The organism is Helicobacter pullorum NCTC 12824 (assembly GCF_017979475.1).
In the GTDB taxonomy this organism is placed as follows: domain Bacteria; phylum Campylobacterota; class Campylobacteria; order Campylobacterales; family Helicobacteraceae; genus Helicobacter_D; species Helicobacter_D pullorum.
In genome coordinates this window covers 116,453-141,380 of record NZ_JAERIT010000003.1, presented here as the reverse complement: position 1 = coordinate 141,380, position 24,928 = coordinate 116,453, and the positions used below count along the sequence as shown (strand labels likewise).

General features: G+C 33.7%; 23 protein-coding genes and 1 tRNA gene. 10 read left to right on the top strand and 14 right to left on the bottom strand.

Annotated elements, in window-relative coordinates:
• Positions 1–14: 14 nt before the first annotated feature.
• Complete coding sequence (locus tag JJQ98_RS03360) at positions 15–224, bottom strand: hypothetical protein (protein WP_065827942.1); 210 nt, start codon at positions 222–224, stop codon at positions 15–17.
• 199 nt (positions 225–423) lie between these two features.
• Between JJQ98_RS03360 and JJQ98_RS03355 the strand changes: the two genes are divergently transcribed.
• The 7 genes from JJQ98_RS03355 to JJQ98_RS03325 all read left to right on the top strand — a co-directional run bounded on the left by JJQ98_RS03355 (position 424) and on the right by JJQ98_RS03325 (position 7,746).
• Positions 424–2,934: an AsmA family protein gene (locus JJQ98_RS03355; protein WP_151104923.1), complete on the top strand. Its 2,511-nt coding sequence runs from the start codon at positions 424–426 to the stop codon at positions 2,932–2,934.
• An 85-nt stretch (positions 2,935–3,019) separates the two neighbouring features.
• Positions 3,020–3,778 (top strand): exodeoxyribonuclease III, encoded by a 759-nt coding sequence (locus JJQ98_RS03350; RefSeq protein ID WP_040499925.1) that lies wholly within the window; start codon positions 3,020–3,022, stop codon positions 3,776–3,778.
• On the top strand, positions 3,768–4,220 hold the full coding sequence (ybeY, locus tag JJQ98_RS03345; RefSeq protein WP_005022239.1) for an rRNA maturation RNase YbeY: 453 nt from the start codon (positions 3,768–3,770) through the stop codon (positions 4,218–4,220). The genes JJQ98_RS03350 and ybeY overlap by 11 nt, the downstream gene beginning before the upstream one ends.
• A gap of 2 nt (positions 4,221–4,222) precedes the next feature.
• Positions 4,223–4,753, top strand: coding sequence for a metal-dependent hydrolase (locus tag JJQ98_RS03340; RefSeq protein ID WP_065828947.1), 531 nt, complete (start codon positions 4,223–4,225; stop codon positions 4,751–4,753).
• Between the two features lie 33 nt (positions 4,754–4,786).
• On the top strand, positions 4,787–5,569 hold the full coding sequence (locus JJQ98_RS03335) for a phosphatidate cytidylyltransferase (protein WP_151104922.1): 783 nt from the start codon (positions 4,787–4,789) through the stop codon (positions 5,567–5,569).
• Positions 5,570–5,575: 6 nt separating this feature from the next.
• Positions 5,576–6,700 carry a 1-deoxy-D-xylulose-5-phosphate reductoisomerase gene (gene dxr, locus JJQ98_RS03330; protein WP_151104921.1) on the top strand — a complete coding sequence of 375 codons (1,125 nt, stop codon included), beginning with the start codon at positions 5,576–5,578 and terminating at the stop codon, positions 6,698–6,700.
• Positions 6,701–6,777: 77 nt separating this feature from the next.
• Positions 6,778–7,746 (top strand): catalase, encoded by a 969-nt coding sequence (locus JJQ98_RS03325; RefSeq protein ID WP_151104920.1) that lies wholly within the window; start codon positions 6,778–6,780, stop codon positions 7,744–7,746.
• Between the two features lie 45 nt (positions 7,747–7,791).
• Here the strand turns inward: JJQ98_RS03325 and corA are convergent, their stop codons facing one another.
• The 5 genes from corA to JJQ98_RS03300 form a co-directional block, all read right to left on the bottom strand.
• Positions 7,792–8,748, bottom strand: coding sequence for a magnesium/cobalt transporter CorA (corA, locus tag JJQ98_RS03320; RefSeq protein WP_040499924.1), 957 nt, complete (start codon positions 8,746–8,748; stop codon positions 7,792–7,794).
• 20 nt (positions 8,749–8,768) lie between these two features.
• Positions 8,769–9,977: a phosphoglycerate kinase gene (locus JJQ98_RS03315; protein WP_054195428.1), complete on the bottom strand. Its 1,209-nt coding sequence runs from the start codon at positions 9,975–9,977 to the stop codon at positions 8,769–8,771.
• Positions 9,978–10,044: 67 nt separating this feature from the next.
• Positions 10,045–11,055, bottom strand: coding sequence for a sensor histidine kinase (locus JJQ98_RS08935; RefSeq protein WP_065827892.1), 1,011 nt, complete (start codon positions 11,053–11,055; stop codon positions 10,045–10,047).
• On the bottom strand, positions 11,052–11,381 hold the full coding sequence (locus tag JJQ98_RS03305; RefSeq protein ID WP_005022226.1) for a rod-binding protein: 330 nt from the start codon (positions 11,379–11,381) through the stop codon (positions 11,052–11,054). Before JJQ98_RS03305 ends, JJQ98_RS08935 begins: the two co-directional genes overlap by 4 nt.
• 15 nt (positions 11,382–11,396) lie before the next feature.
• Positions 11,397–12,452 carry a flagellar basal body P-ring protein FlgI gene (locus JJQ98_RS03300; RefSeq protein WP_151104919.1) on the bottom strand — a complete coding sequence of 352 codons (1,056 nt, stop codon included), beginning with the start codon at positions 12,450–12,452 and terminating at the stop codon, positions 11,397–11,399.
• 130 nt (positions 12,453–12,582) lie between these two features.
• On the opposite strand from JJQ98_RS03300, the gene JJQ98_RS03295 reads away from it, so the two are divergent.
• A tRNA-Pro gene (locus JJQ98_RS03295) sits at positions 12,583–12,660 on the top strand.
• A 259-nt stretch (positions 12,661–12,919) separates the two neighbouring features.
• On the top strand, positions 12,920–14,449 hold the full coding sequence (locus JJQ98_RS03290; RefSeq protein WP_151104918.1) for a DUF2828 family protein: 1,530 nt from the start codon (positions 12,920–12,922) through the stop codon (positions 14,447–14,449).
• 585 nt (positions 14,450–15,034) lie between these two features.
• Here the strand turns inward: JJQ98_RS03290 and JJQ98_RS03285 are convergent.
• From JJQ98_RS03285 to JJQ98_RS03260, 6 genes are all read right to left on the bottom strand, one after another.
• Entirely contained in the window at positions 15,035–16,804 is a 1,770-nt protein-coding gene (locus JJQ98_RS03285; protein WP_005022071.1) for a peptidoglycan D,D-transpeptidase FtsI family protein, read from the bottom strand.
• A complete protein-coding gene (gene fliE / locus JJQ98_RS03280) occupies positions 16,804–17,121 on the bottom strand; it encodes a flagellar hook-basal body complex protein FliE (protein WP_054195425.1) in 318 nt (105 codons plus the stop codon). The genes JJQ98_RS03285 and fliE overlap by 1 nt, the downstream gene beginning before the upstream one ends.
• 10 nt (positions 17,122–17,131) lie before the next feature.
• Positions 17,132–17,632 carry a flagellar basal body rod protein FlgC gene (flgC, locus tag JJQ98_RS03275; RefSeq protein ID WP_151104917.1) on the bottom strand — a complete coding sequence of 167 codons (501 nt, stop codon included), beginning with the start codon at positions 17,630–17,632 and terminating at the stop codon, positions 17,132–17,134.
• Between the two features lie 10 nt (positions 17,633–17,642).
• Positions 17,643–18,077 carry a flagellar basal body rod protein FlgB gene (gene flgB / locus JJQ98_RS03270; RefSeq protein WP_005022065.1) on the bottom strand — a complete coding sequence of 145 codons (435 nt, stop codon included), beginning with the start codon at positions 18,075–18,077 and terminating at the stop codon, positions 17,643–17,645.
• 418 nt (positions 18,078–18,495) lie between these two features.
• The gene (gene flgG, locus JJQ98_RS03265) at positions 18,496–19,287 is read right to left on the bottom strand and encodes a flagellar basal-body rod protein FlgG (RefSeq protein ID WP_005022061.1); all 792 of its coding nucleotides are present in this window, start codon (positions 19,285–19,287) and stop codon (positions 18,496–18,498) included.
• A gap of 12 nt (positions 19,288–19,299) precedes the next feature.
• Positions 19,300–20,133: a flagellar hook-basal body protein gene (locus JJQ98_RS03260; protein WP_005022060.1), complete on the bottom strand. Its 834-nt coding sequence runs from the start codon at positions 20,131–20,133 to the stop codon at positions 19,300–19,302.
• A 180-nt stretch (positions 20,134–20,313) separates the two neighbouring features.
• Between JJQ98_RS03260 and JJQ98_RS03255 the strand changes: the two genes are divergently transcribed.
• Positions 20,314–22,971, top strand: a complete 2,658-nt coding sequence (locus JJQ98_RS03255; protein WP_247596669.1) for an autotransporter family protein — start codon at positions 20,314–20,316, stop codon at positions 22,969–22,971.
• 473 nt (positions 22,972–23,444) lie between these two features.
• Here the strand turns inward: JJQ98_RS03255 and JJQ98_RS03250 are convergent, their stop codons facing one another.
• A complete protein-coding gene (locus tag JJQ98_RS03250; protein ID WP_005022058.1) occupies positions 23,445–23,834 on the bottom strand; it encodes a NifB/NifX family molybdenum-iron cluster-binding protein in 390 nt (129 codons plus the stop codon).
• A gap of 2 nt (positions 23,835–23,836) precedes the next feature.
• Positions 23,837–24,925 carry a hypothetical protein gene (locus JJQ98_RS03245; RefSeq protein ID WP_005022056.1) on the bottom strand — a complete coding sequence of 363 codons (1,089 nt, stop codon included), beginning with the start codon at positions 24,923–24,925 and terminating at the stop codon, positions 23,837–23,839.
• Positions 24,926–24,928: the final 3 nt, after the last annotated feature.

Below are 24,928 nucleotides of genomic sequence, written 5' to 3'. Positions count from 1 at the left end.
AAAGGCACTTGAAATTAAGCCATAATGTCAAGCTTAGAGCTTGGCTGACTTTGTGAGACTGGTGTAGATTGTGCGGGAGCTTGGGAAGTTTGCATTGTTGCTTGTGTGTTTTGCATACCATTAATGATTGAACTCATTAATACTTCTTCTGTTTCCATTGCTTTTTTAAGAACATTCAAATTTCCACTTACTGCCACAGAACTACTATTGATTCCTGAAACCATAACAGACTCCTTTCTGTTTTTTAATTCCTTTGAAATTCTTGAAATTTAAATCTACAAAAATTAAAGAATTTCGTAATTTTATATCGACCTATTTTATAGATACTTTAATTATAAAATATTTATCGGTATTTTTTTAGATAAATATTATATTAATTAGTATAGAATTATAGAAACTTTAAACCAAAAAAGGAAGATTGTTATGAAATTTCTAAAATACTTGGGAATCTTTTTAGTCTTTATTATTGCCATTGTTGTTGGTATTGCAATGTGGTTATTCTCTGCAAGCGGAAATGAATTTCTCAAAAACAAAATCACAGAAATTGCTAATCAACAAGCACCCATTGGATTAGAATTCACGCATTTTAAGCTTAATTCTAATTCGTATGCCTTTAGCATTACTGACAAACAAAAATCACAAATTGCTATTGGGGGAGAATATTCTCTCTTTACTCTCAATACTCAAGCAAAGATCAACGCCATTATTAAAGATTTAGCCCCTTATGAAAAGCTCATTGGAATTAAACTCAATGGAGGCATAAGTTTAAATGGAAATGTTATTAAAGATTCAAATATCCTTACAGCCAAAGCCGATATTAATGCCTTTAATAGCGATATTTATGCTGATATAACATTACAAAACTTCAATCCAAAAAGACTCTTTATCTCTAGTAAAGAAGGCATTAATATCTCATCACTTCTTACTTTTTTAAATCAACCTCAATATGCTAGTGGGAAACTCCTACTCAATGCGGATTTAGATATTTCCAACCTATCCTCACCCACAGGGGGCTTCCAAATTGCCTCTAGTGCCATTTTGCCAAACATTACTCTTTTGAAAAATGATTATGGAATCACTCTCCCAACAGACCCTATCAAACTTGCCATTAATGGAGAAGCCAAACAAGAAAATATCCTAGCAACAATCGCTGCAAATTCTAGCTATCTTAATCTTGATTCACAAAACCTCTCTATTAGCCTAAAAGATTATGCAACTAATGGGGATTTAAAACTTATGCTATCTAATATTAGTGCAAGTGGCTTTGAGCTAAAAAGTCCAGTGAATGCAAATCTCAACCTAAAATCCAGCTCCATTGCAAATCAAGAAGCCACCCTTGCATTAAACATTATCACCAACCCCATTTTAGCACATTTAGAGATTCCAAACTATACACCCACAAATGCCACACTCAATGCGAAAGATTTGGATTTAAAAGAGCTTCTAAACTTCGCTTCACTTCCCTATGAAGCCAAAGGTGCAATTAACCTCGATGCAAAAGTTAGCAAAATCAATCTTACTAACCTTAACTATACATTAAATGCAAATCTACAAAGCAATATTGAATCCCTTGTGTTTAACAATCTAAACCTCGCAAACAACAATACCCTCAATGCAAATATCAAAGGTGATTCTAAAAAATTAGAAGTTTTAGCAAAAAGCGATTTATTTGACTCAAATCTTAGTGCTGATGCAACCTTAGAAAACTATTCCCCACAAACCATCACACTAGATTTACAAAATCTCAATCTCCAAAAACTAGCAAAACTCTTTAATTATGATGCAAAGGGATTTTTAAGCGCAAAAGCTAATCTCAAAGACTTTAAAGATTCTAACTTCAATGGAAATTTCAATCTTTACTCACAAGATATTACAATTGCCAAAAACACCCTTAATGCCCTAAGCGGTATGAACTTCAAAAAAGATATTACTTTAAGCTTAAATGGCGATGGTCGCTTCAATAATGGCACTGGCAATGCCGAAGTTAAAATCAACGGACAAGACATTAATATAGAAATCACCAATGGAAAAGCCAACCTCAAAGACAATGCTTATAGTGCTGATTTTTTCATCAATACTCCAAATATTGCAAATATTAACCCACTTACTATGAATCTCCAAGGTGCTTTGACACTTAAAGGTAAAGCTGGTTTTGAAAACAACCTACCTTCTTTATACTTGCAAAATCAAGATTTTGGTAATTTAGTGGTAGATTTCAAAAATGAAAACTTCAAACTTTTAGGTGAAAATATTGATGTGAAGAAAATTGCAAATTTCACCGGCAATGGCAAAATTATCAAAGGCGGCATTATCAATGCTAACGCAGACTTGACTATCAAAGGATTAGACGCACCAACTATCATCAAAAATCTAAATGGTCCATTTACACTAAGTGGAAGCAATATTGAAATTTATAGTATTGATATTGATGGACTAGCAAAAAACTTCGAAAAGAGCAATCAAATTAGTCTTCTTGATGTTGGTGCATTTGTGCTTGCAGGACCTCTTGGAATTGCAGCAACCAAAGGCAGCAATGTCGGTATGCTTGGATTAAACACTCTTGTAGATACTAAAACTGCTATCAAACAACTAGAAGTAAGAGTGGATGTAAAAAATGGAGTTGCAAAAGCAAGCGATGTAGCATTTGCCACACAAAAAACTAGAATTGCAGCTATCGGGGCTATCAACCTCAACAATAATACCTTTGAAAATTTCTCCATAGGAATCCTTGATGAACAAAATTGTGCAAAATTCTCTCAAGCTATCAAAGGCACTCTTACAAATCCAAAAATCGAAGTTACCCAAACTGCAATTTCAACTGCTGTCAATCTTGCCACTTCTCTCTTTGGAAAACTCCAAAAAGGTGCTGAAAAAATCACTAACACCAAAAGCAAATGTGAGCCATTCTACAACGGAATTGTTAAGCAACCCTAAAAACATATTTTAAGATTCCATTATGGAATCTTAAAAGAAAAATAACCATAATTCCAAAAAATATTTATTATATATGGAGACTATTATGAAATTAATTTCGTGGAATGTTAATGGACTTAGAGCATGTATGAATAAAGGTTTTATGGATTTTTTTAACACGATTGATGCTGATGTATTTTGCATCCAAGAATCCAAAATGCAAAAAGAACAAGCCACTTTTGATTTTCCAAACTATGAGGAATATTGGAATAGCGCAGAGAAAAAGGGCTACTCTGGCGTGGCAATTTTTAGCAAGAAAAAACCGCTAAGCGTCGCCTATGATATGGGAATATCTCACCATGACAAAGAAGGTAGAATCATCACTGCTGAATACAATGATTTCTTTTTGGTCAATGTTTATACACCAAACTCCAAAAGAGAGCTAGAGAGATTAGAATATCGAATGGAATGGGAAGATGATTTTAGAAATTTTCTTAAAAATCTTGAAGTAACAAAACCTGTAATTGTTTGTGGGGATTTAAATGTTGCCCACAAAGAAATTGACCTAAAAAACCCCAAAACAAATCGCAGAAATGCTGGTTTTACTGATGAAGAACGCGAAAAAATGAGCGTGCTTTTGGATTCTGGATTTACTGATACTTTTAGATATTTTCACCCAACATTAGAGGGGGCATATAGCTGGTGGAGCTATATGGGCAAGGCACGAGAAAACAACACTGGTTGGCGGATTGACTATTTTTTGTGCTCTAAAGCCCTTGATTCTAAATTAAAAAGTGCTAGCATTTATCCTGAAATTTTTGGGAGCGATCACTGCCCTGTGGGATTAGAAATCAATGCACAATAAAATTGATTTTATCAATCAAACAGACTACAAGGCTAATCAAAATTTCTTAGAATTTTTGGAAAAAATCTTAGAAAAAATCCTAAGAGATTCTAATCTATGCAATAAACAATGTGAATTGTTACTTGTGGATAATCCGACTATCCAAGCCCTTAATTGCTCCCATAGAAACAAAGATATGCCAACTGATGTTCTATCCTTTCCTTTGGAATCTGAATTTTCTCTTTTGCTTGGAAGTATCGTAATTTCCTTAGATTTTGTAAAAAGCGCTAGTGCAAAACTCAATCATTCATTAGAAGATGAAATTGCTTTATTGTTTATCCATGGGGCTTTGCATTTAATAGGATTTGACCATGAAATTGACAATGGAGAACACCGCACCAAAGAAGAAGAGATTATCACCTTTTTTAATCTTCCAAAAAGCCTTATAACAAGGAATTCATAACAATGTTAGGCAAAACACATTTGGCTTTTGGGCTTGGTTTAACCTCTTGTGGAATCTATCTACTAGAAACATTCCATCAACCTCTACTTTCTCCACAAAATTTAGCGTTATTTTATAGTGCAGTAGGGATTGGGACATTGCTGCCTGATATTGATGAGCCACAATCCATTATCGGCAAAAAAACAATGGGAATTTCTAACTTCATCAAATTTATTTTTGGGCATAGAGGTTTTACTCATAGTCTTTGTTTTGTGCTGTTTTTAGGTATTTTATTGTTTATACTCCATTCTTTAGGAATCTTACCGATATTTCTAATTATAGGATTGATTCTAGGTTGCCTTTTGCATTTAGTTGGGGATATGATGACACCAAGTGGCGTGCCTTTATTGATGCCATTTAACCTCAAAAACTACCATATCCTCCCTAAGCCACTTTGTTTTAAAACCGGTGGCATTTTTGATTATCTCATCGGCTTAATTGGAGCTTTTGTGTTTATCTATTGCTCCTGTGATGTGTTACAAGATTATTTCTGATATAATTTTGCATTACAATAAAGAAGGAAAAGTATGCTCAATAACTTAAAATCCATTGAAACAAATCGCCTTTATACTGCTTTTTTTATGCTTATTGCTATTATTTTGATAGTTATATTTCACAGCCCTTCTTTGCTTTGGAGTGTTTTAGGGATTGCCTATATCATCGCATTTTATGAATCCTATAAGCTCTATAACCAAAAGAATCCTTCTTGGATTTTTTTACTATTGTGTATGCTAATATGGATAAGCATTTTTACTATACAATCTTTTAATGGTTTGTTGTTTGTATTGATTGTGCTTGCTTCTTATCAAGCCTATACCAACAAGGGAAAATTAGAACAAATAATGCCTTTCATCTATCCCACAATCCCTTTTATTATTTTGTATTTTATCTACTTAGAATACACAATCAATGCCATTGTATGGTTGCTTTTCATTGTTGCTCTAACAGATAGCTTTGCTTATTTTGGAGGCAAACTACTTGGCGGCAAACTCTTTAGCAATAGCACATTTTGCAAAACCTCTCCTAATAAAACAAAAGAAGGGGTTTTAATTGGAGTAATTTTTTCTGTCATCATTAGCGCACTCATTGGACTTGGAGTATGCGATTTTCTTTCGTCTTTAATCATCAGCCTTTGTGCTAGTATCGCAAGTATCTTTGGAGATCTTTATGAAAGCTATCTTAAGCGTCAAGCAGGCGTTAAAGATAGCGGAAGATTATTTCCCGGACATGGCGGAATGCTAGATAGATTAGATGGGTATTTCTTTGGGGGCATTATTCTTTATATTTCACTCACATTGCTCCCAAGGTAACTTGCAATGATTATTCTTGGCTCTACTGGCTCTATTGGGATAAATACCCTCATTATTGCAAAAAAACTCCATTTAGAAATCGAAACACTCTGTGCGGGCAAAAATATCCCTCTTTTAAACCAACAAATCTTAGAATTTAAGCCCAAAAACATTGTAATTGCAGACAAGCAAGATATTCCAAAAATCACAAAACACTTTAATGGAAAAATCTACTATGGGGAAAATGGTATTTTAGAGGCAATTTTGGATTCTAAAAGCACCTTAGTAGTGAATGCTCTTGTAGGTTTTTTGGGCTTAAAACCCACATTATATGCCATCAATGCTGGCAAAACTATCGCTTTAGCCAACAAAGAAAGTCTTGTTGTTGGGGGTGAATTTATCGACACTTCCAAAATTATTCCTATTGATAGCGAACATTTTAGTCTTGCTTATCTTATGAATTTTAATTCTCAAATCCGTCCGTTTAAAAATCTTTATATCACTGCAAGCGGTGGTGCTTTTAGAGATACTCCTTTAGAGGAAATCCCCTTACAAAATGCCACCAACGCACTCAAACATCCTAATTGGAAAATGGGCAAAAAAATCACCATTGATTCAGCAACTATTGTTAATAAACTCTTTGAAGTTCTAGAAGCTCATTGGCTTTTTAAAACTCAAAATATTGATGCCTATATTGAGCGAAATTCACAAATTCACGCACTAGTAGAGTTTTGGGATGGAAGTGTGGTAGCACATTTTGCTAATGCTAATATGCAACTCCCTATTGCTTATGCCATTACCTATGGACTTGGCTTAAAAGAAGAGTTTTTACAATCTTTCTCTCACTCACCCCTTATTCCAAGTATTAATTTTGTAAATCAAAATTACACCCTAGAACCTATCTGCACCAAACGCTATCCCCTATGGAATCTCAAAAATTCTCTCTTAGAAAATCCTAAATTAGGCGTAATTTTAAACGCCGCTAATGAAGTTGCTGTTGAAGCTTTTTTATGTCATACAATTCCTTTTGGAGAGATTGCAACAATCATCCAAAAAACCCTAGATTATTTTCATCAAACACTACCAAATTCCTTAAATGAAGTCTTTGCACTTGATTTTGAAGTGAGAAAATTTGCTCAAAACCTTCTTTAACCAAAAAAATAAACTTTACTTATTTCCTGTAATTATGCTATTATCTCTAAAATAATTATTATTATAAGGGGTTTTCAATGCTTAAAAATTTCAAAAAAGTTTTAACAATTTGTGCTAGCACTTGTTTGCTTGGAACCTTTGTTAATGCTCAAGAAACCATTTATGATCCAGACAAAATTGCAGAAATTTTCTACAAACTCAATGGTGATCCAAATGATAGCAAAGCAAGAGTAAATCATAAAAAAGGATTTTGTGCCAATGCAACTTTTATTGCTGACAAAAATTTCAATCTTTCTAATTTAAATATTCCACTTTTTAATCAAGCAGCCATTCCAGTTCAAGTTCGATATTCTTTAGGGGGTGCTATCCAAGATGACAAAAGCAAACAAAGAGGTATGGCACTTAAATTTATGGGAAATGAAGATTCTTGGACTATGGTAATGCTTAATACCGAAATTAACTTTGCCAAAAATCCGAAAGAATTTGGACAATTCTTTGAAATGAAAATTCCAAATCTTATGGATCCAAAAACCATTGATGATCTCAATAATAATGTAGATTCTTATAAAAATTTTAGTGCATATTTAGATAAAATTGGCATTTCAAGTCTAGAACACACTCCTTTTTATAGTATTCACACTTTTTGGTTCAAAGAAAAAGGAAAAGACAAAACTATTCCTGCTAGATGGAAATTTATTCCCAAAGATGGCATTAGCTATTTAAGCCAAAGTGAGCTTAAGAGTGCTTCTAAAGATTTTTTAAAAGAAGATTTCATTGCTTACACGAAAAACAAACCCATTGAATATCAAATGTATCTTGAATTCCCAAATAAAGGGGATGCAGTTGATGATACAACCGCTTTATGGACAGGAGATCACAAGACTTTATTAGTTGGAACACTTAAAGTAGAAAAATATGATGGTGAAGCGTGTAATCAAGATGTTTATTTCCCATCAGAACTTCCAAGTGGAGTAGAAGCACCTATAGATCCTCTTTTTGATCTTAGAACACCCACTTATGCAATCACTTTTGGAAAAAGGCAATAAATATCGCCTATTCTAATCCACTTAAATTTTAAGTGGATTATTCCACTAAAGCCATTTTTTCTTTTTGAAATAAATCAATGGCAAAATCGTTGAAACAATCATCGCACTAAGCACAATGGGATAAGCATAAGTCCATTCTAACTCCGGCATATGCGTGAAGTTCATTCCATAAATAGTAGCAATCAGTGTTGGGGGCATCATCGCCACAGTCACCACCGTAAAAATCTTGATAATTTTATTTTGTTCAATATTAATTTGACTAGCAAAAAGCGTTTGGATATTGTCCAAAATATTCATATTTACATTAGTAAATTCTACTAGCGAGTTAATATCCTTTAGCACAATTCCCAAATCCTTTTTTACTTCATTATCTGCCTTGTTTGTCCGGAGCAATGCAGTAATTGCGAGCCTCTTATCAAACAAACTATCCCGCAAACTCAAGTGCATTTCTTGCAAGATTGAAAGTTTTTCCAAAATTTCATCGCCTAATTGTTTATCAAAAACTACCATTCGTCTTAATAGCCTCGTTTCTTTGGCGATTCCCTCTAGCATATCGGCATCTTTTTCCACCCGCAATTCAAAAATTTTTGAAATCAAATCAAATCCATCTTCAAAATTTTTTGGACTTGCTAAAACGCGTTGTTGAATCTCATCAAACACTTTAAATTCACTATAACGCACAGTAAAAAGAATATTGTGCGTTAGCAAAAAAGTAATGGTTTCATTATGGAAAATCTTTTCTTCATTAGGACGCGTAAGGAAGTAAGTATTAATCGTAACCGTCTCACTATCCTCCCAATATCTTGCAGATTCCTCAATCTCTTCTCTTTCTTCTTTGGTTGGAATGTCCAAAAGGTAAGTTTTAGAAATATAGGCAATCTCTTCAGAATTTGGGTGCAAAAGGTCAATCCATAAAATATCGGCTTCCATATCAATACTTTTAACCGATTGAATACTTTCCCTAACAACCATTCCATTTCGTTTGATAAAAAGATTCAACATCAAAACCCCTTTTATAAAACTTAGGCTTTTTTATCTAATACCTCAAAGGCTGGCAACACTTCCCCTTCCAATAATTCCAAACTCGCTCCACCTCCTGTGGAAGTAAAACTCATACTATCTTTATCCCCTGCTTTATCTACTGCATCAGCGGTATCTCCCCCACCAATCACACTATAAGCATAAGTATCTGCTATGGTGTGAGAAATACTAAATGTTCCTCGCGAGAATTTTTGATTCTCATATACTCCCATAGGTCCATTCCATATAATTGTCTCACAATCCCTAATTACTTCATTAAACAGCCTTACTGTTGCAGGTCCAATATCTACTGCCATTAAATCATCTGGAATATCTTGAGCAGGAGAGATTTTAATAATTTTAGCTTCTTTAATATTATCTGTTGCCACTACATCTACAGGCAAATAGATTTTTACACCTTTTTCTTTGGCAGTACGCAAAATACTTCTTGCTTCCTCTAATAAATCCTCTTCTACCAAAGAAGCCTTCATATCATAACCCACTGCCTTAAGGAATGTATTACTCATCGCTCCACCAATAATAATCTTATCCACTACTTCCAAAATAGATTTCAGCAAAGTAAGTTTAGAGGAAACTTTAGAACCTCCCACAATCAGCAACAAAGGGCGTAATGGATTAGATAAAGCAATCCCAAAAGAATCAATTTCTTTTTTAAGCAACAATCCTGCCACTTTCTCTTTGGCATATTGAGCGACACCATAAGTAGAAGCATGTTTGCGGTGAGAAGTCCCAAACGCATCATTCACATATACATCACACAAATCCGCTAATTGTTTGGAAAGCTCACTATCATTTTTTTCTTCTCCCTCATAAAATCGGATATTTTCCAAAAGCAAAATACTTCCATCTACAAGAGTATTGAGAGTTATTTTAGCATTATCCAAACTATCAACAAACACTACATCTTTTGCAAGAAGTCTCTCTAATCTCTTCAAAATAGCCTTAAGTGAAAACTCTTCACTTCTACCCTTTGGTCTTCCAAGATGACTTACAAGTATGATTGATTTTGCACCATTATCAATACAATAGTTAATTGTAGGAATCGCTTCTCGTATTCTTGTATCATCGCTAATATTTAATTCGCTATCCATTGGCACATTAAAATCAACTCTAATTAATACTCTTTTATCTTTAATATCAATTTCACGCACGCTTTTTACATTTTGCATTATCTGGATATTTTTACTCATCATTAACCTTTCTTTGATAGTTTAAGAATCCTAGCAAAAAACGACTTAATCTATAATGAGTAATACATTAAATATTTTGTGGCAATCTAATTTCAAAGCCTTTTTTATTTTCTTCCAAAAGCCTAATCTTCCCATTATGTGCTTCAATAATCTGCAAAGAGAGTGCAAGCCCCAAACCATTCCCCTTAAGCTTTGTGCTTTTAAAAGGCTCAAAAAGTATTTGTGGATTTTCAATAGGCTTACCATTATCATAAATTTTAAAAATCACCTCTTTTGGATTCTTATGGTATTCAATTTCCACAATCCCTTCTTCCTCATCACTCTCCTCAATGGCATCAATAGCATTAAATAGAAAATTTTGTAAAACAATACACAATAAATCAAAATCCGCCTCAAACACCTCATCATCAAATCTAAAAATAAAATTGATATTCTTAGAGTAAGTGTAATAATTAAGGGATTCTTGAATTTCATTTTGAATATTTTGAGGAATAATCTCACTCTTGTGAATCTGCACTCCCTTAGAAAAAAGCAAAGTCGCCTTTACAATTCTCTCCACACGCCAAATAGATTTTTTAATCTCCAGCACCAAAGTTTTATTTTTAATATCCACTCTTTTTAGAAGCGTGGAAGCAAGAAGTGCGACAGAGCCAACGGGATTGCGTATTTCATGGGCTAAATGTGCAGAAATCTGCCCCATTGAAGCCAATCTTTCTCTCCGCTTTTCATGTGTAATGTCTGTTGCAGAAATGATATATTTATTTAATTTTTGATTAGTTTGCACCAAATACACTTTGGATTCTACTTCAATTTCTTGACGATTAGTATTTTGCAAATCTAGTTTTTCCAAAATCTCTGGAATCTCTGAAGCAAGGCTATTTTGATAAAATATCTCCCCCTCTTGTTCCAAAACCCAAACTGCTGTTGGCAAAATATCCAACACTTCTTCAAAAAGTGCCTTTAATTCAACAAATTCCTTTTCAACTTCATAAGTTTGGGTAATAAGCTCTTTTAGCCCTCTTGCAAAAGATTCTTTATCACTGCTGCTTAGAGATTCTAATAGATTTTGGTCAATCACTTAACGCCTTTAGCACCTTGTTGATTTTGCAAATCTTTAAGATAATCAAAAAGCAATTCACTAAAGCCAAAACTTCCGCTCAAAGTTTGCGAAAGAGTATCCCGATACATTGATTCATAAATATCATGTCCGGGTGCTTTTGGATAAAGCGAATCATCCATTTTTAACGCAGTATCAAGCATATTTTTAATAATAAGTGCTTCAAACGCATCAGTTTGCTCCCTCAAACGCGTATCATCATCTGTTTTTTGAATCGTTGGTGCTTGTTTGGCTGCTTCTAAAATTTCCTTAGAATATCCACTTAATCCACTAAAATTAATCTCCATATCACTCCCCCTCTCTTAGATAATCTCCAAATCTGCATTAAAAGCACCAGCTTTTTTCATTGTTTCAATAATGGCAATCATATCCTTAGGTGTTGCACCCATTCTTTGTAATGCCCTTGTAACGCTTGAAATAGTCGGATTATTAGGGCTTGTAACCATTGCTTGTTGTGGGCTAAAAATAGCTCCACTTCCCATATCTACCGCTTCTGGATCATTAACCACTTCATTAGAAACTTTGATAGTAATATTATTATGGGTAACCACCACAGGCGAAACCTCAACTCCCATTCCAGCAATCACCGTTCCTGTGCGTTCATTGATAATAATTTTATTTTCTTTAACATAATCCACATCAATATTTTGCACACGCGCCAAAAACTCTACCATACTCAAATTTTCAGGTCTTTGCAATTTAATAGTCCTTGGATCAATTGCCATAGCAACAGGTTTATTCTCCGGATTTGCTCCAAAGGTTTCATTGATTCTTGTTTGGATTCGCATCGCATTTTGAAAATTTGCCTCTTTTAAACTCAAAGTTGCATTCACTTTGCTATACAAATCATAAACCACTTCTCTCTCTACAATTCCTCCATTTGGCATTGTTGCAGCAAGTGCATGATTAGCACTCCCTCCTCTTTCGTTTTTTCCACCTATTCCAACTGCTCCTTGTGCCACAGCATAGATTCTACCATCTAATCCACTCAAAGGAGTAAGAAGCAATGTCCCACCTTCTAGTGATTTTGCATCACCAATACTAGAAACTAAAATATCAATCGTATCCCCTTGTCTAGCAAATGGGGGTAGTTTTGCAGTTACCATAACTGCAGCAACATTTTTAGATTGAATATCATTAGGATCAATTTTTACATTTACACTTTCTAACATATTAGAAATAGATTGCATTGTAAAAGTTGAAGTAGTTTTATCTCCACTTCCATTTAAACCCACTACCAAACCATAACCGATTAATTGATTATCCCTTACACCAACAATATTTACCAAATCGCTTACTTTAGCCGCAAAAAGAGGCATAGTAAGTAGCACAAACACCATATAAATTACTTTTTTCATAGCTTCATATCCTTATTTAGCCTAATCTTTAATACCTAAAAGCAAAAAGCATTCCAAAAAATATTTTTTCATTTCAAAATTTTTTAATTATTTTTTGATAACATTGCATTTTTAATTATACTACAATTTGCGGAGTATAGCGCAGCCTGGCTAGCGCACACCCTTGGGGTGGGTGAGGTCGTGGGTTCAAATCCCGCTACTCCGACCATCAATCACAAACAATCAATATCTTTCATTGATAAATTACATGCCTTTCAAAGCAATTATATAATTTATTTTAGGGCTTTTCAACACACAAAGTAATCACAATTAATAACATTTGGAATCATTAAAATAAGGTAATAAAAGCTCAAGAATTTTACACTCTTTTGAAAGGATTAGAGGACTATAAAAAAGAAAGGCTAGGTTTCTAATGTAAAAATTGTTTATTTTTATTATATAATTCTGTATTTACAAGGAGGGAGATTATGGACTTCTTAGATAGTTTAAAAGAAAATATGAATAGTGGTTATACAGAAAATGGCTCAAAAGCATATCTAAGCACTAAAAACAACTTACTTGATTTGTTTGCTAAAATGGGAGCTTGGAGGTATAGAGTAGAGATAGAAGTTGATTCTAAAGGGCAAATCATCTTTAATAATGATGAACCTTTTAAAATCTTATTGAAAAGCTATTTAACAGCTCCAAAAGAAACACTATGTTCTTTAATGTATCTAAGAGATATTAGAGGAGGACTAGGAGAAAGAAAACTTTTTAGACTATTTCTAATTTACCTCTATTTAAAAAGAGATGATAAACAAGATTTATTAGATAAAACCCTCAATTCCTTGTTTGATATAGGCAGATATGATGACATTATCTTTATACTCTATCAACTACATTTAGCAGGAATCAAGAAAGAAATCTTTTATAACAAAATAAAAACTCAATTCTTTAAAGAATTAAATGGAAAATCATCTATTAGTTTATTAGCGAAATGGTTACCTTCTGAAAATACTTCTAATAAGCAAACCGTTTTAATGGCTAGGTTTGTTAGAGAAAAAATCTTCGAAATAGATTCTAAGACTTATAGAAAAGCATTATCAAAGCTAAGGGCAGAAATCAAACTCATTGAAAATAACCTAAGAGAAAGGGATTATAGTTTTAATTATTCTCAAATCCCCTCATTAGCTATGGCAAAATACAATAAAGCCTTTAAACGCAATGATGAGGATAGATACTCTAAATACCTCCAAGATGTCCAAGAAGGTAAAGCTAAAATCAATACTCAAGTTCTTACACCCTTTGATATTATAAGGAAGATTCAAGTAGAAAATAATGAAGTAGAAGCCCTCAATACAATGTGGGATAATCTACCAAATCTCTTTGGAGAGGATTCTATTGATGCAATAGTAGCTTGTGATGTTTCAGGCTCTATGAGTGGCAATCCTATTTGTGTTTCTATTGGATTAGCTATCTATATCGCACAAAGAAATAAGGGAAGATTCCACAATCATTTTATAGACTTCTGTGGTGATTCAAGACTACACGAATTTCCAGACAACGCCTCTATTAAAGAGCTTTATGATTTAGTTATATCCTCAAGTAGGGATATGAATACCAACATAGAAAGTGTGATGATAAATGCTATTTTAGAGACATTAATCAAAAACAAAATACCCAAAGAGGAATGTCCTAAGTATGTTATTATTATAAGCGATATGGAATTTGATATGTGTGGCAAAGGCAAGAAAACCAACATAGAGTATTGGAAAAAGAAATACCAAGTAAGAGGGTATGATATGCCAACAGTTATCTTTTGGAATGTAGATGATAGGAATAATATATTCCCCGCAACATTAGATGAAAAGGTTATCCTAATTTCAGGTTATTCTCAAAACTCTATTAAAGCTTTACTTAAAGTATTAAATGATAAAATGAGTGCCGAAAATATAAGTTTGCAGATAGTTTCTGAAGCTATTAAACCTTATGAAATCTATCTTGAAAAAGAGATTTAGTTCTTTTCACATTTAAAGACGCAAACAGCAATTTTCTGTGTGTTATTTGGCTTTTACAAAAGCGTCTTGTGTAGATACAAACAGCAAAATTTTATTTCTCTTTTATTTTAGAATTCTGAAAAAATTCAATTGTATCTAGTATTGCGTGAAATCCAAAATAAAGATCTTTGCAGAATCAAGAGGAAAGTTTTAGAATATTTTCCTAATTAATCGTATATAATTTATTATCTTGACAATAGCGATAATAAAATATCTCTGACACTCCACCCTTTTTTGGATAAAGTTCTAGGTAAAGATTCTTTGCAGAAGTGTCTTTGTGGATTCCTCTTTTATCTTATGGAATCTTTTCAAGTTCTTTTTTATTTGCAAATTGCATATCATTCCCTACGATGTTTAATCTATCCTAATCTATTCCTAGTGATTTCTATTGATTTGCCTTTATGTTATACAAAAGCATATATGATAATAAATCAAAATACATTATACACACTCACAATAGGCAATCCAAAATGCCCACAAACAAGATTAAATCAAACACTCTCAATGTATCAAGCAAGCTATTAATCTTTATTTTATGTTGCAATTTCATTGAGTATTTAGAGGATACAAATAGTTTTCCTTAATCAATAATTCCACTATCTCTTTAAACAAAGGCACAGCAGTGATAGACGCAAAATAAGCTTCTGTTTCATTAGGTTCAAAAACGCTGATTCCAATTGTATATTCATTGCCTTTTTCATCACTCACAAAACCAAAAAAGGAGCTATTATATTTCCTTACATATTGTCCGCCTTGTGCAATATGTGCTGTCCCTGTTTTCCCACCAATAGTTACCCCCTTTACCTGTGCAGTCCGCCCTGTCCCTTGTGTGACCACTTTAATCAGTGTATTTTTTACTTCATTAGCAACCTTATCGCTCAAAATTCGCGTTGGCATTTGATGCTTAAGTTTATAACGCACACCTTTTGAATCTTGAATATACTCTACCAAATAAGGTTCATAAGCCACCCCATCATTAACAATAGTGTTATAAGCTTTTAGCATTTGCATAAAAGTTGTCCTAAGTCCATATCCATAAGAAACAGTAGCCCTATACACTTCACTTCTTAAGCGGCGAATATCTGGGATTACGCCCACTCTTTCATAGGGCAAGTCAATACCGCTTTTTTCTCCAAATCCAAAAGCCTTCAAACCTTCATAATACTCATCTGCCATTAAACGCTGTGCAATCTTTGCCATTCCAATATTACTTGAATACAACAAAATCTCTTCTATACTAGCCTCTTGCAACCGATGCGTATCGGTAATATAAAAATTATGCAGTTTATACCTACCATTTTCAAGAGGAATAATTTCGCTAGGTTCAATAAGCTTTTTATCCAACAAAATAGAATAAATAATAGGCTTAATCACACTACCGGGCTCATAAGAATATTCAATGGCATTAGCATTGAGATTAGGATAATCTTCTTTGGTAATTACATTAGGATTAAACCTAGCACTACTTGCCAAAGAAATCATTTTGCCTGTTTTGCTCTCCATAATTCCGACTATTATCTCTTTTGCATTCAAAATTTTTCTACTATCATCAATAACCTGTTCAATCTTTTTTTGAAGTTTCAAAGGAATGCTAGAAATTACATTATAACCATCACTACGCTCTTTGAAAGTAGAATCTTTATTCAAAATAACATTAAAGCCAATATCCCTCTGCCCTACCATCAACAAATCACTCAAGGGCTCTAATTCCTCATTAAAGCTTTTCTCAATCCCCTTAACTCCGCTAACCTTTGTAATGTCTTCTTGATTTTGTTTGTTAATATATCCCAAAATAGGCTCCATAGTATCTTCATAGAGATAATCCCTTGACTCTCCACTCTCCACCACAGAAAGCCCGTATTTAAAAATATGTCCATTCTCATTTTCATAAGCACGAAAAACATCTAAAGCATTTAACTTGATACTAAGTTGTTTTAAATAACTAGCTGTTTTTGAATCAATATCATAAGAAAGAACTACATTTCCTTTATCTTGCAATTTTTCAGCAATTTCTTGTTTTGGTATCTTGCTATAAATAGAAAAAAGATTAATAAAAAGTTCTTTTTTTTGCGGATCGATATTGTAAGTATTTACCACTGCTTTATAGACTTTTTTACTAGAAGCCAACAAAAATCCATCGCTACTATAAATAGAGCCTCTAATTGCACTTTCAATGCGTTTGGCTTGAAGATTTGGAAGTTTCCTATCTGCGAAAATATGATAAAAAATAGTCCCCAAAAAAATACAAAAGCCTCCTACAATCATTAAAAAAATTAATAAGATTTTACCTGCTTTTTTGGAGCTTGTATCGTTCATTAAATTTGCGTTCTAATTAATTCTTTATAAGCACTAATGGCTTTATTCCTTACCTCCAACATAAGTTTCATACTATTTTCTGCTTTCCCAATAGCAATTGCTGCTTGATGAATATCTTTAATTTGCCCCGTTGCCATATCTGCCATTGCTTGTTCGGAAGTCTTTTGGTGTGTATTTACTTCATCAAAAGCGTCTTTTAGCATACTGCCAAATGTTTTATCTGAAGAATTAGCATTATTGTTTGGAGATAGATTTGGGACATCTTTTAACTGCGAATTAAGCTTCTCTGGATCTATTCCATATTTGTTAATTTCCATTTATAATCCTTTATGCCTGGAACATAGAAATAGCAGTAGTTGCCATATTTTTTGCACTTTGAAAAGCTGCCACATTAGCTTGATAGGCTTTTGTTGCTTCAATCAAATCAGCCATTTCCACAACCGGATTGATATTAGGATAAGCGACATAACCTTCTGAATTTGCATCAGGATGACTTGGCTCATATTTCATTTTTGGCTGTGAGTCATCTCTCGCAATCTTATCAACATAAACACTCATCAAAGTAGGCTTTGGCTCTCTCTGCTCATCAAAACTATCCATTTCATCTAATGGATCTTCATATTTTAACAAATTATTGCTGTTTTCATACTTTTGATTCAAAACTTTATCAAAATTAAAAGCCTTAAGTATTAACTCTCGCCTTCTATATGGACCTCCCTCATCAGTCCTTGTTGTATTTGCATTAGCAATATTACTAGAAATTAAATTTACTCTTTGCCTTTGTGCAGAAAGCCCATAACCGCTAATATCAAAACTTGACAAAAACATTTAATTCCTCCTATAAGCTTTTTGAAGATTCAATTGCATTAGAAAAGATTCCACCTTGCTTTCTTAAAGCCCCTACTAATGCTTGATACATAATATCATTTTTCGCCATTTCGCTTGTTTCAATATCCAAATCCACACTATTTCCATCATTTCTAGCCAAATGCCCATCACGATAAAACATTGTTGTGCGAGATAAATCCATCTCTTCAAGTGGCAAAAGGTGATTGCTATTAGTCAATGCCAAATCCAATGTCATATCTTTGCTTCGATTAAAAACTTCATCCGCTTTTTTTGCCATCATTTGTTCAAAATTAATATCTTTTGGGCGATACATAGGAGTGGAGACATTTGCAATATTACTAGAAATCATATCCCTTCGCAAAGAACGATAATCCAAAGCCTCTTGTGCTAATCCACGCGCTTGGCTAAAATTAAAAATGCTCATAAAAAATCCTAATTTATAAATTCTAAATAGACAATAAGCAAATACTATTCCAATTTTTAATTTGGCGAGGTTTGTGAATTTATCACACAAAATCCCACTGCGTCATTAGATATACCATTACAGATTATTTTATTATTACGATTTGGATTACAAAAGCTTTTAGCCTTAAATCCACGGCAAGAAAAATAACAAAGACAAAAGACAATAGCAAATCACAAGAATCCCTCTTGATTTTGCCATTGCTTCCCCAAAAATCCAGCAATTGCCAAGTAGTTTTATAAGCAACTTTGATTGTTTTAAGTTTTAAAGAGGGCTAGAACTAAGCCTAGAATCCTTATAAAATTTCTAAATTCCCCCAAATTATACTCATACTCACTGCGTAAGCACTAGCCCAAACCCACGAATATAATTTTACTCATTAGTTACGCTTGAGCTGATTCACGATTTGTAGCATTGAATCTGCTGTCTGAATTGATTTTGAATTCGCCTCATACGCTCTTTGTCCCACAATCAAATCTGTCATTTCTTCTACAAGCTTCACATTACTTGTTTCCACAAATCCCTGCCTTAATTGCCCAAAACCATTCAATCCCGGAGTCCCAACGATAGGATCCCCTGAAGCATTTGTATTAAGATAGAGATTATCGCCTAATGCGTGCAAACCTGCAGGGTTGATGAAATTCACCGTTTCAATCTGTCCTAGCTCATTGACTTCTGTTTCATTCCCTTGCACTACCGTAACAGTGCCATCTGTCCCGATATTTACTTGAGTAGCATCATCTGGAATTGTGATATTTGGCACGAGCAAATACCCTTGAGAATTCACCACATTCCCTTCATCATCAAGCTTAAAAGAACCATCACGCGTATAAGCAATCGTCCCATCTGGAAGTTCGATTTGAAAAAACCCATTCCCTGTAATTGCAATATCCAAATTATTTTCAGTTTCTTTAAAATTCCCTTGAGAAAAAATCTTCTGCACCGAAGTTGGACGCACACCAAGCCCCACTTCAATCCCTGTTGGTGAAAGTGTTGTTTCTGAAGTGCTAGAACCTGCATATTGCAAAACTTGATGAAACAAATCCGCAAATTCTGCCCTTTCTTTTCTATACCCAAAAGTATTCACATTAGAAATATTATTAGAAGTTACATCAATTTGTAATTGTTGCCCCAGCATTCCTGTTGTTGCTGTATATAATGCTCTCATCATTTTAAATCCTTTTTATGCTCTTGCTGCTAATCTTGTAATTGCTTCTGTATTTAAGTCATCCATATGGGTTTTAAGCACCTTAGAATACGCCTCTACCAAACGATTAGTTTCAATCAATCCTGTCATTTCATAAACAACATTAATATTGCTTTTTTCCAAAAACCCTTGTCTTACCGCTCCACTTCTCTCCAAAACCTCCATTTCATTCATTCTTTCTTCTGGATATTTATAGAGATTGTCCCCGACTTTTTGAAGAAATTTTGGATTCTCAAAAGAAACCACAGCAATATTGCCACCTAGCAATGCCTCATCTAATTCCTCATTTGTCAAAGAACGATTGTAGATATTCCCATCACTATCTACTTCTACTTGGAATCCATCGACAAAATCAATATATTGTGGAGATTCAATGTATTCTCGTGGAAGCACTGCATAACCCTCTTTATTGACCAAACGCCCTTCCTCATTTAGCACAAAAGAACCATCACGACTAAATCGTATCCCCTCTGGCGTCTCAATCATAAAATAAGCATTTTCTCTACTCAATGCAAAATCAAAAGTATTTTCTGTTTGCACCACTCCCCCAGCACTTCTATCCGTAAATTCCTCTACAATCTGTGGCACACGATTTAAAGAACGATTATAAAATTTTGCTGCATCTTTTGTTTGATCTTCTATAGGCAAAAATTCTTTGTGTTGTTCATAAAGTCGCATAAAATCACCTATCACGACATCATCTCTTTTAAATCCCGTAGTATTGGCATTTGCAATATTATTCGCAATCACATCTAAGCGATTAATCTGCGTTACCATTCCACCAACTGAACTATAAAAGCCACCTTGCATAATATTCCTTTATCTAGCAAATTTGACATCACTAAAGCAAAAAGTGTTCCAAAATCTTGATACCACTAAAAAATTTAATTTTTTCAAAATTACCTAAAACATTTTTTATCTTTTTAAGTAAAAACTAAGGGGGGGGGGGGGCATAATAAAAATTCCATTTTTATTTTTAAGGAGAAATGAATGAAAGTTTCAATTATAGCAAGTCGAGTCCTAGCTGGACTTAGTATCGCTGCAGCATTTGCTGGCATTGCTGTTGCAAACACAGGAAGTGCTAACACAGGTAGCATACAACAACCAACTATCACAGATATTGCAGTTAGCGATAGTGCGGGCTTCAATAGCAATTTTCAGCAAAATGGTACAGGCAATTGGCAGTTTAACAACACAAATTCAAATTTAAATCTTAGCTTTGATGCAACAACAATAAGAAATGACGGAACTACAAAGCTTAACAACCTCAATATTACTGCAAACAATGTAACTATTACTGCACCCATTGGAGGATATTACCCAGATGAGCTGGGGGAAGCAGCACCAGAAATAGGCAGTATAGTTTCAAATGGACAAGCCTTTGCATTTAATATTAATGCACAGCAAGTTACATTTGATTCTAATGCATTTGTAAATATTTATAAAGATTCTAACATTACAGGTGATACTACCTTTCAAAATGGTGCCATGCTAAATGTAATAGGGTATAATTTAAATATCACAGGCAATGCAAACTTTCAAGGCGATGGCTCTGGTTTCCATACATTGCAACTTGGAAAAATCAATATTTCTGAAAATTTAACTATGACAAATGAGCATTTTCAGTTTAATGCTGGGGCACAAAGTGCTGTTCAAAATGGCACATTACCAAACACTGGCTCAAATCAACCAGATTATTATAACTCCATGCTGTCTAATTGGAGCTTTACTGATTGGGGAATCTATGTGGGCAAAGATGCAAACATTACAAATAGTCAATTTGGATTCTTTAGTGCTGATTTACCTCTTGGACAGATGAATATTATTCATGCGGATAAATTCAATAATGATGTCCTAACAAGTAATCAAGTAGGTAAAATCATTTATTTTAAAGATATTTCTTCACTATTAACTAGCCCAAGCATTTTAAAACCAAATTTATATAATCTCCAAATTGAAATTACTGATGGCAATTCTCTAAATGGAGTTACTTACACTCTTAATCTTTCAGAAGATGGCAAAACGCTTTATATCAATGGGCAACTTAGCGAGGAATTTGCGAAACAAGATTTAACAAGCCTTAAAAATGTTGCAAGTAGCCTTATCACAACAGAACAAGGCTATATTACAAAAGCACAAACACAATTAACACAAATAGAAGGCAATTTGACATCACAAAAAGCAAGCCTTGAATCACAACTTGCAATGGCTGATGAGGCAACAAAAGCACAACTACAACAACAAATCAATCAAATCACAAGCGAACTTGAAGCAATCGCTAATGCACAAACAGATTTAACCAATAGAAATAATGCACTTACAGACACTAAAAATCAAGTTGATACTGCAACAGAATCTAATATCAAAGATATTATGCTTGAAACTTTAGCACCTAGCATTAATGCAGGGGATTATTCTTTGGCTAATAGTGTCTTAGAAGCGGTTAAAATTCGTAAAGACGATACTCTATTTGGTGGAGTTTTATTTGATATGAACGAGAAGCTCACTCCGATTGTTTCTGCGACAAAAAATTCAGGAAACACTGGAGAATCTCTCAAAATCCTTTCAAGTATTGCAGGTTCAAGCCTTCATACTCAACAAGTAATGCAAGTGATTACCAACCAAAGATTCTTCAAAGATACTAGAGATTCTGCAAGAAGTGCGACAAACTTCACAGACGCTTCATCATCAATGATGACTGCAATTAATGTTTCTAATGATATGGCAATTAGTTCTCGAATCGCAAGAGCAAACAATCCTTATCAATCACTCTCCAAAGAAAAATTTGCAGCTTCAGGCACAACAGGGACAGATGGAGCTTATAGCTATTATGAAACTTATAATGCGGCTGTATGGGCAAATGCTTTTGGTGGTGCAAATATCATTGATGGCGAATCTGGTGGATTGTATGGGATTAGCATAGGTGTTGATGGAAATGTAACAGATAATGTTTTATTGGGTATTTATGCAACTTATGCAAATGCAGAATTACAAGATACTTTGCTTAGTCAAGAATCTGATAACTTCCAAATCGGTGTTTATTCTCAAATCAAAATTGCTCCAACTTGGGAACTTAACCTAAGAGCTTATGGACAACTTGGACAAACTGATCAAAGAGTTTCAAACATCGCTGGAATCAACACTTCAGATTTTGATAAAAAATTCTTTGGAATTAGTGCCAATGTAGGTAAAGTCTTTGATATGGATAATGGATTCTTCTTAAAACCATTTGGTGGAGTGAATTACTACTATTCTCATACACCTAGCTATACAGAGCGTGGAACTATCTTGGCTCAAAGCGTAGAATCCAATACAAACAATTCTGTAAGCTTGGAATTAGGATTGGAAGCTAGAAAATACTTTAGCTCTTCATCATATTTGTTTGTAACTCCAAAAATCGAGCAATATATCATCAATAATGGCGATGATTATGTGGGTAGATTTGTAGGCTCTAGCACAAGCTTTAGCATTGCAGGAGAAGACAAAAAGAAAACTTATGGACAACTCGTAATTGGTGGTAATTTAGAAATCACTGATGCATTATCATTAAACGCTGGTATTGGTGCTAAACAAATCTTAGCTGGAAAAGTAGATTCTAAAAATGAAACTTATATCAGCGGAAATGTAGGAATCAAATATAGATTCTAATCATACTATCAAACTCAAGGTTTTTGCCTTGGGTTTTATTCAATTGCAAAGTTAATCGATAAAAAGCTGAAAAATTGTTAAACAAACCAACTTACTTTTAAAAATTTCATTCCTCTTTAGCCTTTTTGGCTAAAGATATCTTTCATCTATTCAATTCAATGAAAACTAACAATCCAAAACAAAATCCTACATTTATAGAAAATAATCCAACAAACAATAGCAGTAAAAGTCTATGAAATCTTAAATTAATAGCAATAGGATATAAGCTTATAAGTGATAATTAGACACAAAACAAATTGAGGGTAACTTGATACTTTTTGCCCCAAAACTTTACAAACAAACTACCATTCTACTTCATTTATACTTAGCATTAATTTTGTAAGCCACATAAATAAACAATCAAAAACAAAAAGCATTAAGAGATTCTAGCAAATTTACTCATTTGCAATCATTCCTAAAATCTCTACAATCAATTACTTCTTGGCGAGATATTTAAAAGAATCCTTTGCATTTTGACAATCTTGGTTGATTTTATAAATCTCAATACCGCATTCCAAAAAAACTTTTGCAGTGTTTTTACAAGCTTTTTTAACTAGCACAGCCTGACAATCCTTGATAATTTCACCCAACACATTATGTTCCAACTTATGTGCAATTTGCTCTTCTTGCGTCATATCAGAATCTTTATGGGAGCAACCCTCGCTTGCTTCTACATTCCCACGCGGATTTTCTCGTAATTCTAGTAAATTAAATTGCTTAAACATTCCGCTACCCTTTTGCTCAAATACTGCAAAAAATGGAGTATGCCCTGTATTGCCAAAAATCCTTAAACTCTCATCAAAAACCGGAACTGCTACTTTCATCATTAATCCTTTTTTGTATCCTCATTATCAATATTTGCAAGGTCAAAGAGATTTTGCTCTTCTACTTGCCCTTGGAATCTTTCTTCAAAATCTTGCGTTTCTACACCAAGCACTAATGCAAAATTATACTTTTGCACCAAAACTTGAGAAAAAAGCTCTTCTTTTGTTTCATAACCCAAAATTTCTGCATAAGGGGTAAAAATCTCTTGGTATTCTTTAGGGACAAAAAGCATTAATCTCGCCCATTTAGCATACATTTTAAAATAAGCCAAAAACTGCTCATAAAGTTTAATATCCTTGCAAGCAAGCACAACTTTATTGGTTGCACCCGGCTTTGATATAAAACCTCTCTCATCTAAATAAAGCGGTTTAAAACTTGAAAGACCCTCTAATTTCTCCAAATCCGCTTCCAACGAATATTCTTCTGCAAACTTCAAAACTCTTGCTAAAAGCTGCAAAAAAAGCTTTGGGATAGGCAGTGAATAATCCACAGATTTATAAAATATTTTCATACCAAACAAAGAAAAAGAATTAATAGAAAATAAAAAAGATTCTTCTGGTATTTTTTGTTTATCTAGCTCTTTAATTTCTTGCTGAAATTGAGGGAGATTGCTAAAATCTAATTGGATAGCATTGTGATATAAAATATAAGCTGTATTCTCGCCTTCTAACACATAAGAAATAAGCTGCACCAAAGAACCATCAAAATGGATAAAGCTCTTTTTGGGGATTAAGATTTGATGGCTTAGCTCATATTCATCACTATTTAATAAAAAAAGGATTTCATTTCTCATAATGAGATAATGTCGCAAAATTCGCACCAAAGCTTCATCGAGATTTTCGACATAAATCCACGCTACTTCTGAATCACTCATTGCAATTTCATCGCTAAAAAGAATCCCAAAAGCACCTTCTTGCACAGCTTTAGAAATATCTTTAGAATCTCTTGCGACAAACAAATCGCCTTTTTTGATTTTTTGCACATCATCACAAATTTGATTAAAAAAAGAAATACTAGGCTGATTTAAAAGTGTCCCATAAGTAATCTCTACGATTTCATTGACGCTAAGTTGGATTCCGTTTTTTTTCACATA

What these genes read in the sequence shown, in the direction of transcription:
- flgG (WP_005022061.1), bottom strand. Translation starts at nt 19,287, where the DNA reads ATGATGAGAGCATTATATACAGCAACAACAGGAATGCTGGGGCAACAA.
- ybeY (WP_005022239.1), top strand. Translation starts at nt 3,768, where the DNA reads ATGCACAATAAAATTGATTTTATCAATCAAACAGACTACAAGGCTAAT.
- dxr (WP_151104921.1), top strand. Translation starts at nt 5,576, where the DNA reads ATGATTATTCTTGGCTCTACTGGCTCTATTGGGATAAATACCCTCATT.
- JJQ98_RS03300 (WP_151104919.1), bottom strand. Translation starts at nt 12,452, where the DNA reads ATGAAAAAAGTAATTTATATGGTGTTTGTGCTACTTACTATGCCTCTT.
- JJQ98_RS03305 (WP_005022226.1), bottom strand. Translation starts at nt 11,381, where the DNA reads ATGGAGATTAATTTTAGTGGATTAAGTGGATATTCTAAGGAAATTTTA.
- fliE (WP_054195425.1), bottom strand. Translation starts at nt 17,121, where the DNA reads ATGGAAATTAACAAATATGGAATAGATCCAGAGAAGCTTAATTCGCAG.
- JJQ98_RS03315 (WP_054195428.1), bottom strand. Translation starts at nt 9,977, where the DNA reads ATGAGTAAAAATATCCAGATAATGCAAAATGTAAAAAGCGTGCGTGAA.
- JJQ98_RS03360 (WP_065827942.1), bottom strand. Translation starts at nt 224, where the DNA reads ATGGTTTCAGGAATCAATAGTAGTTCTGTGGCAGTAAGTGGAAATTTG.
- corA (WP_040499924.1), bottom strand. Translation starts at nt 8,748, where the DNA reads ATGTTGAATCTTTTTATCAAACGAAATGGAATGGTTGTTAGGGAAAGT.
- JJQ98_RS03340 (WP_065828947.1), top strand. Translation starts at nt 4,223, where the DNA reads ATGTTAGGCAAAACACATTTGGCTTTTGGGCTTGGTTTAACCTCTTGT.
- JJQ98_RS03355 (WP_151104923.1), top strand. Translation starts at nt 424, where the DNA reads ATGAAATTTCTAAAATACTTGGGAATCTTTTTAGTCTTTATTATTGCC.
- flgB (WP_005022065.1), bottom strand. Translation starts at nt 18,077, where the DNA reads ATGAGCATTTTTAATTTTAGCCAAGCGCGTGGATTAGCACAAGAGGCT.
- flgC (WP_151104917.1), bottom strand. Translation starts at nt 17,632, where the DNA reads ATGTTTTTGTCAAGTTTTGATATTAGCGGTTATGGGCTTTCTGCACAA.
- JJQ98_RS03250 (WP_005022058.1), bottom strand. Translation starts at nt 23,834, where the DNA reads ATGAAAGTAGCAGTTCCGGTTTTTGATGAGAGTTTAAGGATTTTTGGC.
- JJQ98_RS03350 (WP_040499925.1), top strand. Translation starts at nt 3,020, where the DNA reads ATGAAATTAATTTCGTGGAATGTTAATGGACTTAGAGCATGTATGAAT.
- JJQ98_RS03260 (WP_005022060.1), bottom strand. Translation starts at nt 20,133, where the DNA reads ATGCAAGGTGGCTTTTATAGTTCAGTTGGTGGAATGGTAACGCAGATT.
- JJQ98_RS03290 (WP_151104918.1), top strand. Translation starts at nt 12,920, where the DNA reads ATGGACTTCTTAGATAGTTTAAAAGAAAATATGAATAGTGGTTATACA.
- JJQ98_RS03335 (WP_151104922.1), top strand. Translation starts at nt 4,787, where the DNA reads ATGCTCAATAACTTAAAATCCATTGAAACAAATCGCCTTTATACTGCT.
- JJQ98_RS03255 (WP_247596669.1), top strand. Translation starts at nt 20,314, where the DNA reads ATGAAAGTTTCAATTATAGCAAGTCGAGTCCTAGCTGGACTTAGTATC.
- JJQ98_RS03285 (WP_005022071.1), bottom strand. Translation starts at nt 16,804, where the DNA reads ATGAACGATACAAGCTCCAAAAAAGCAGGTAAAATCTTATTAATTTTT.
- JJQ98_RS03325 (WP_151104920.1), top strand. Translation starts at nt 6,778, where the DNA reads ATGCTTAAAAATTTCAAAAAAGTTTTAACAATTTGTGCTAGCACTTGT.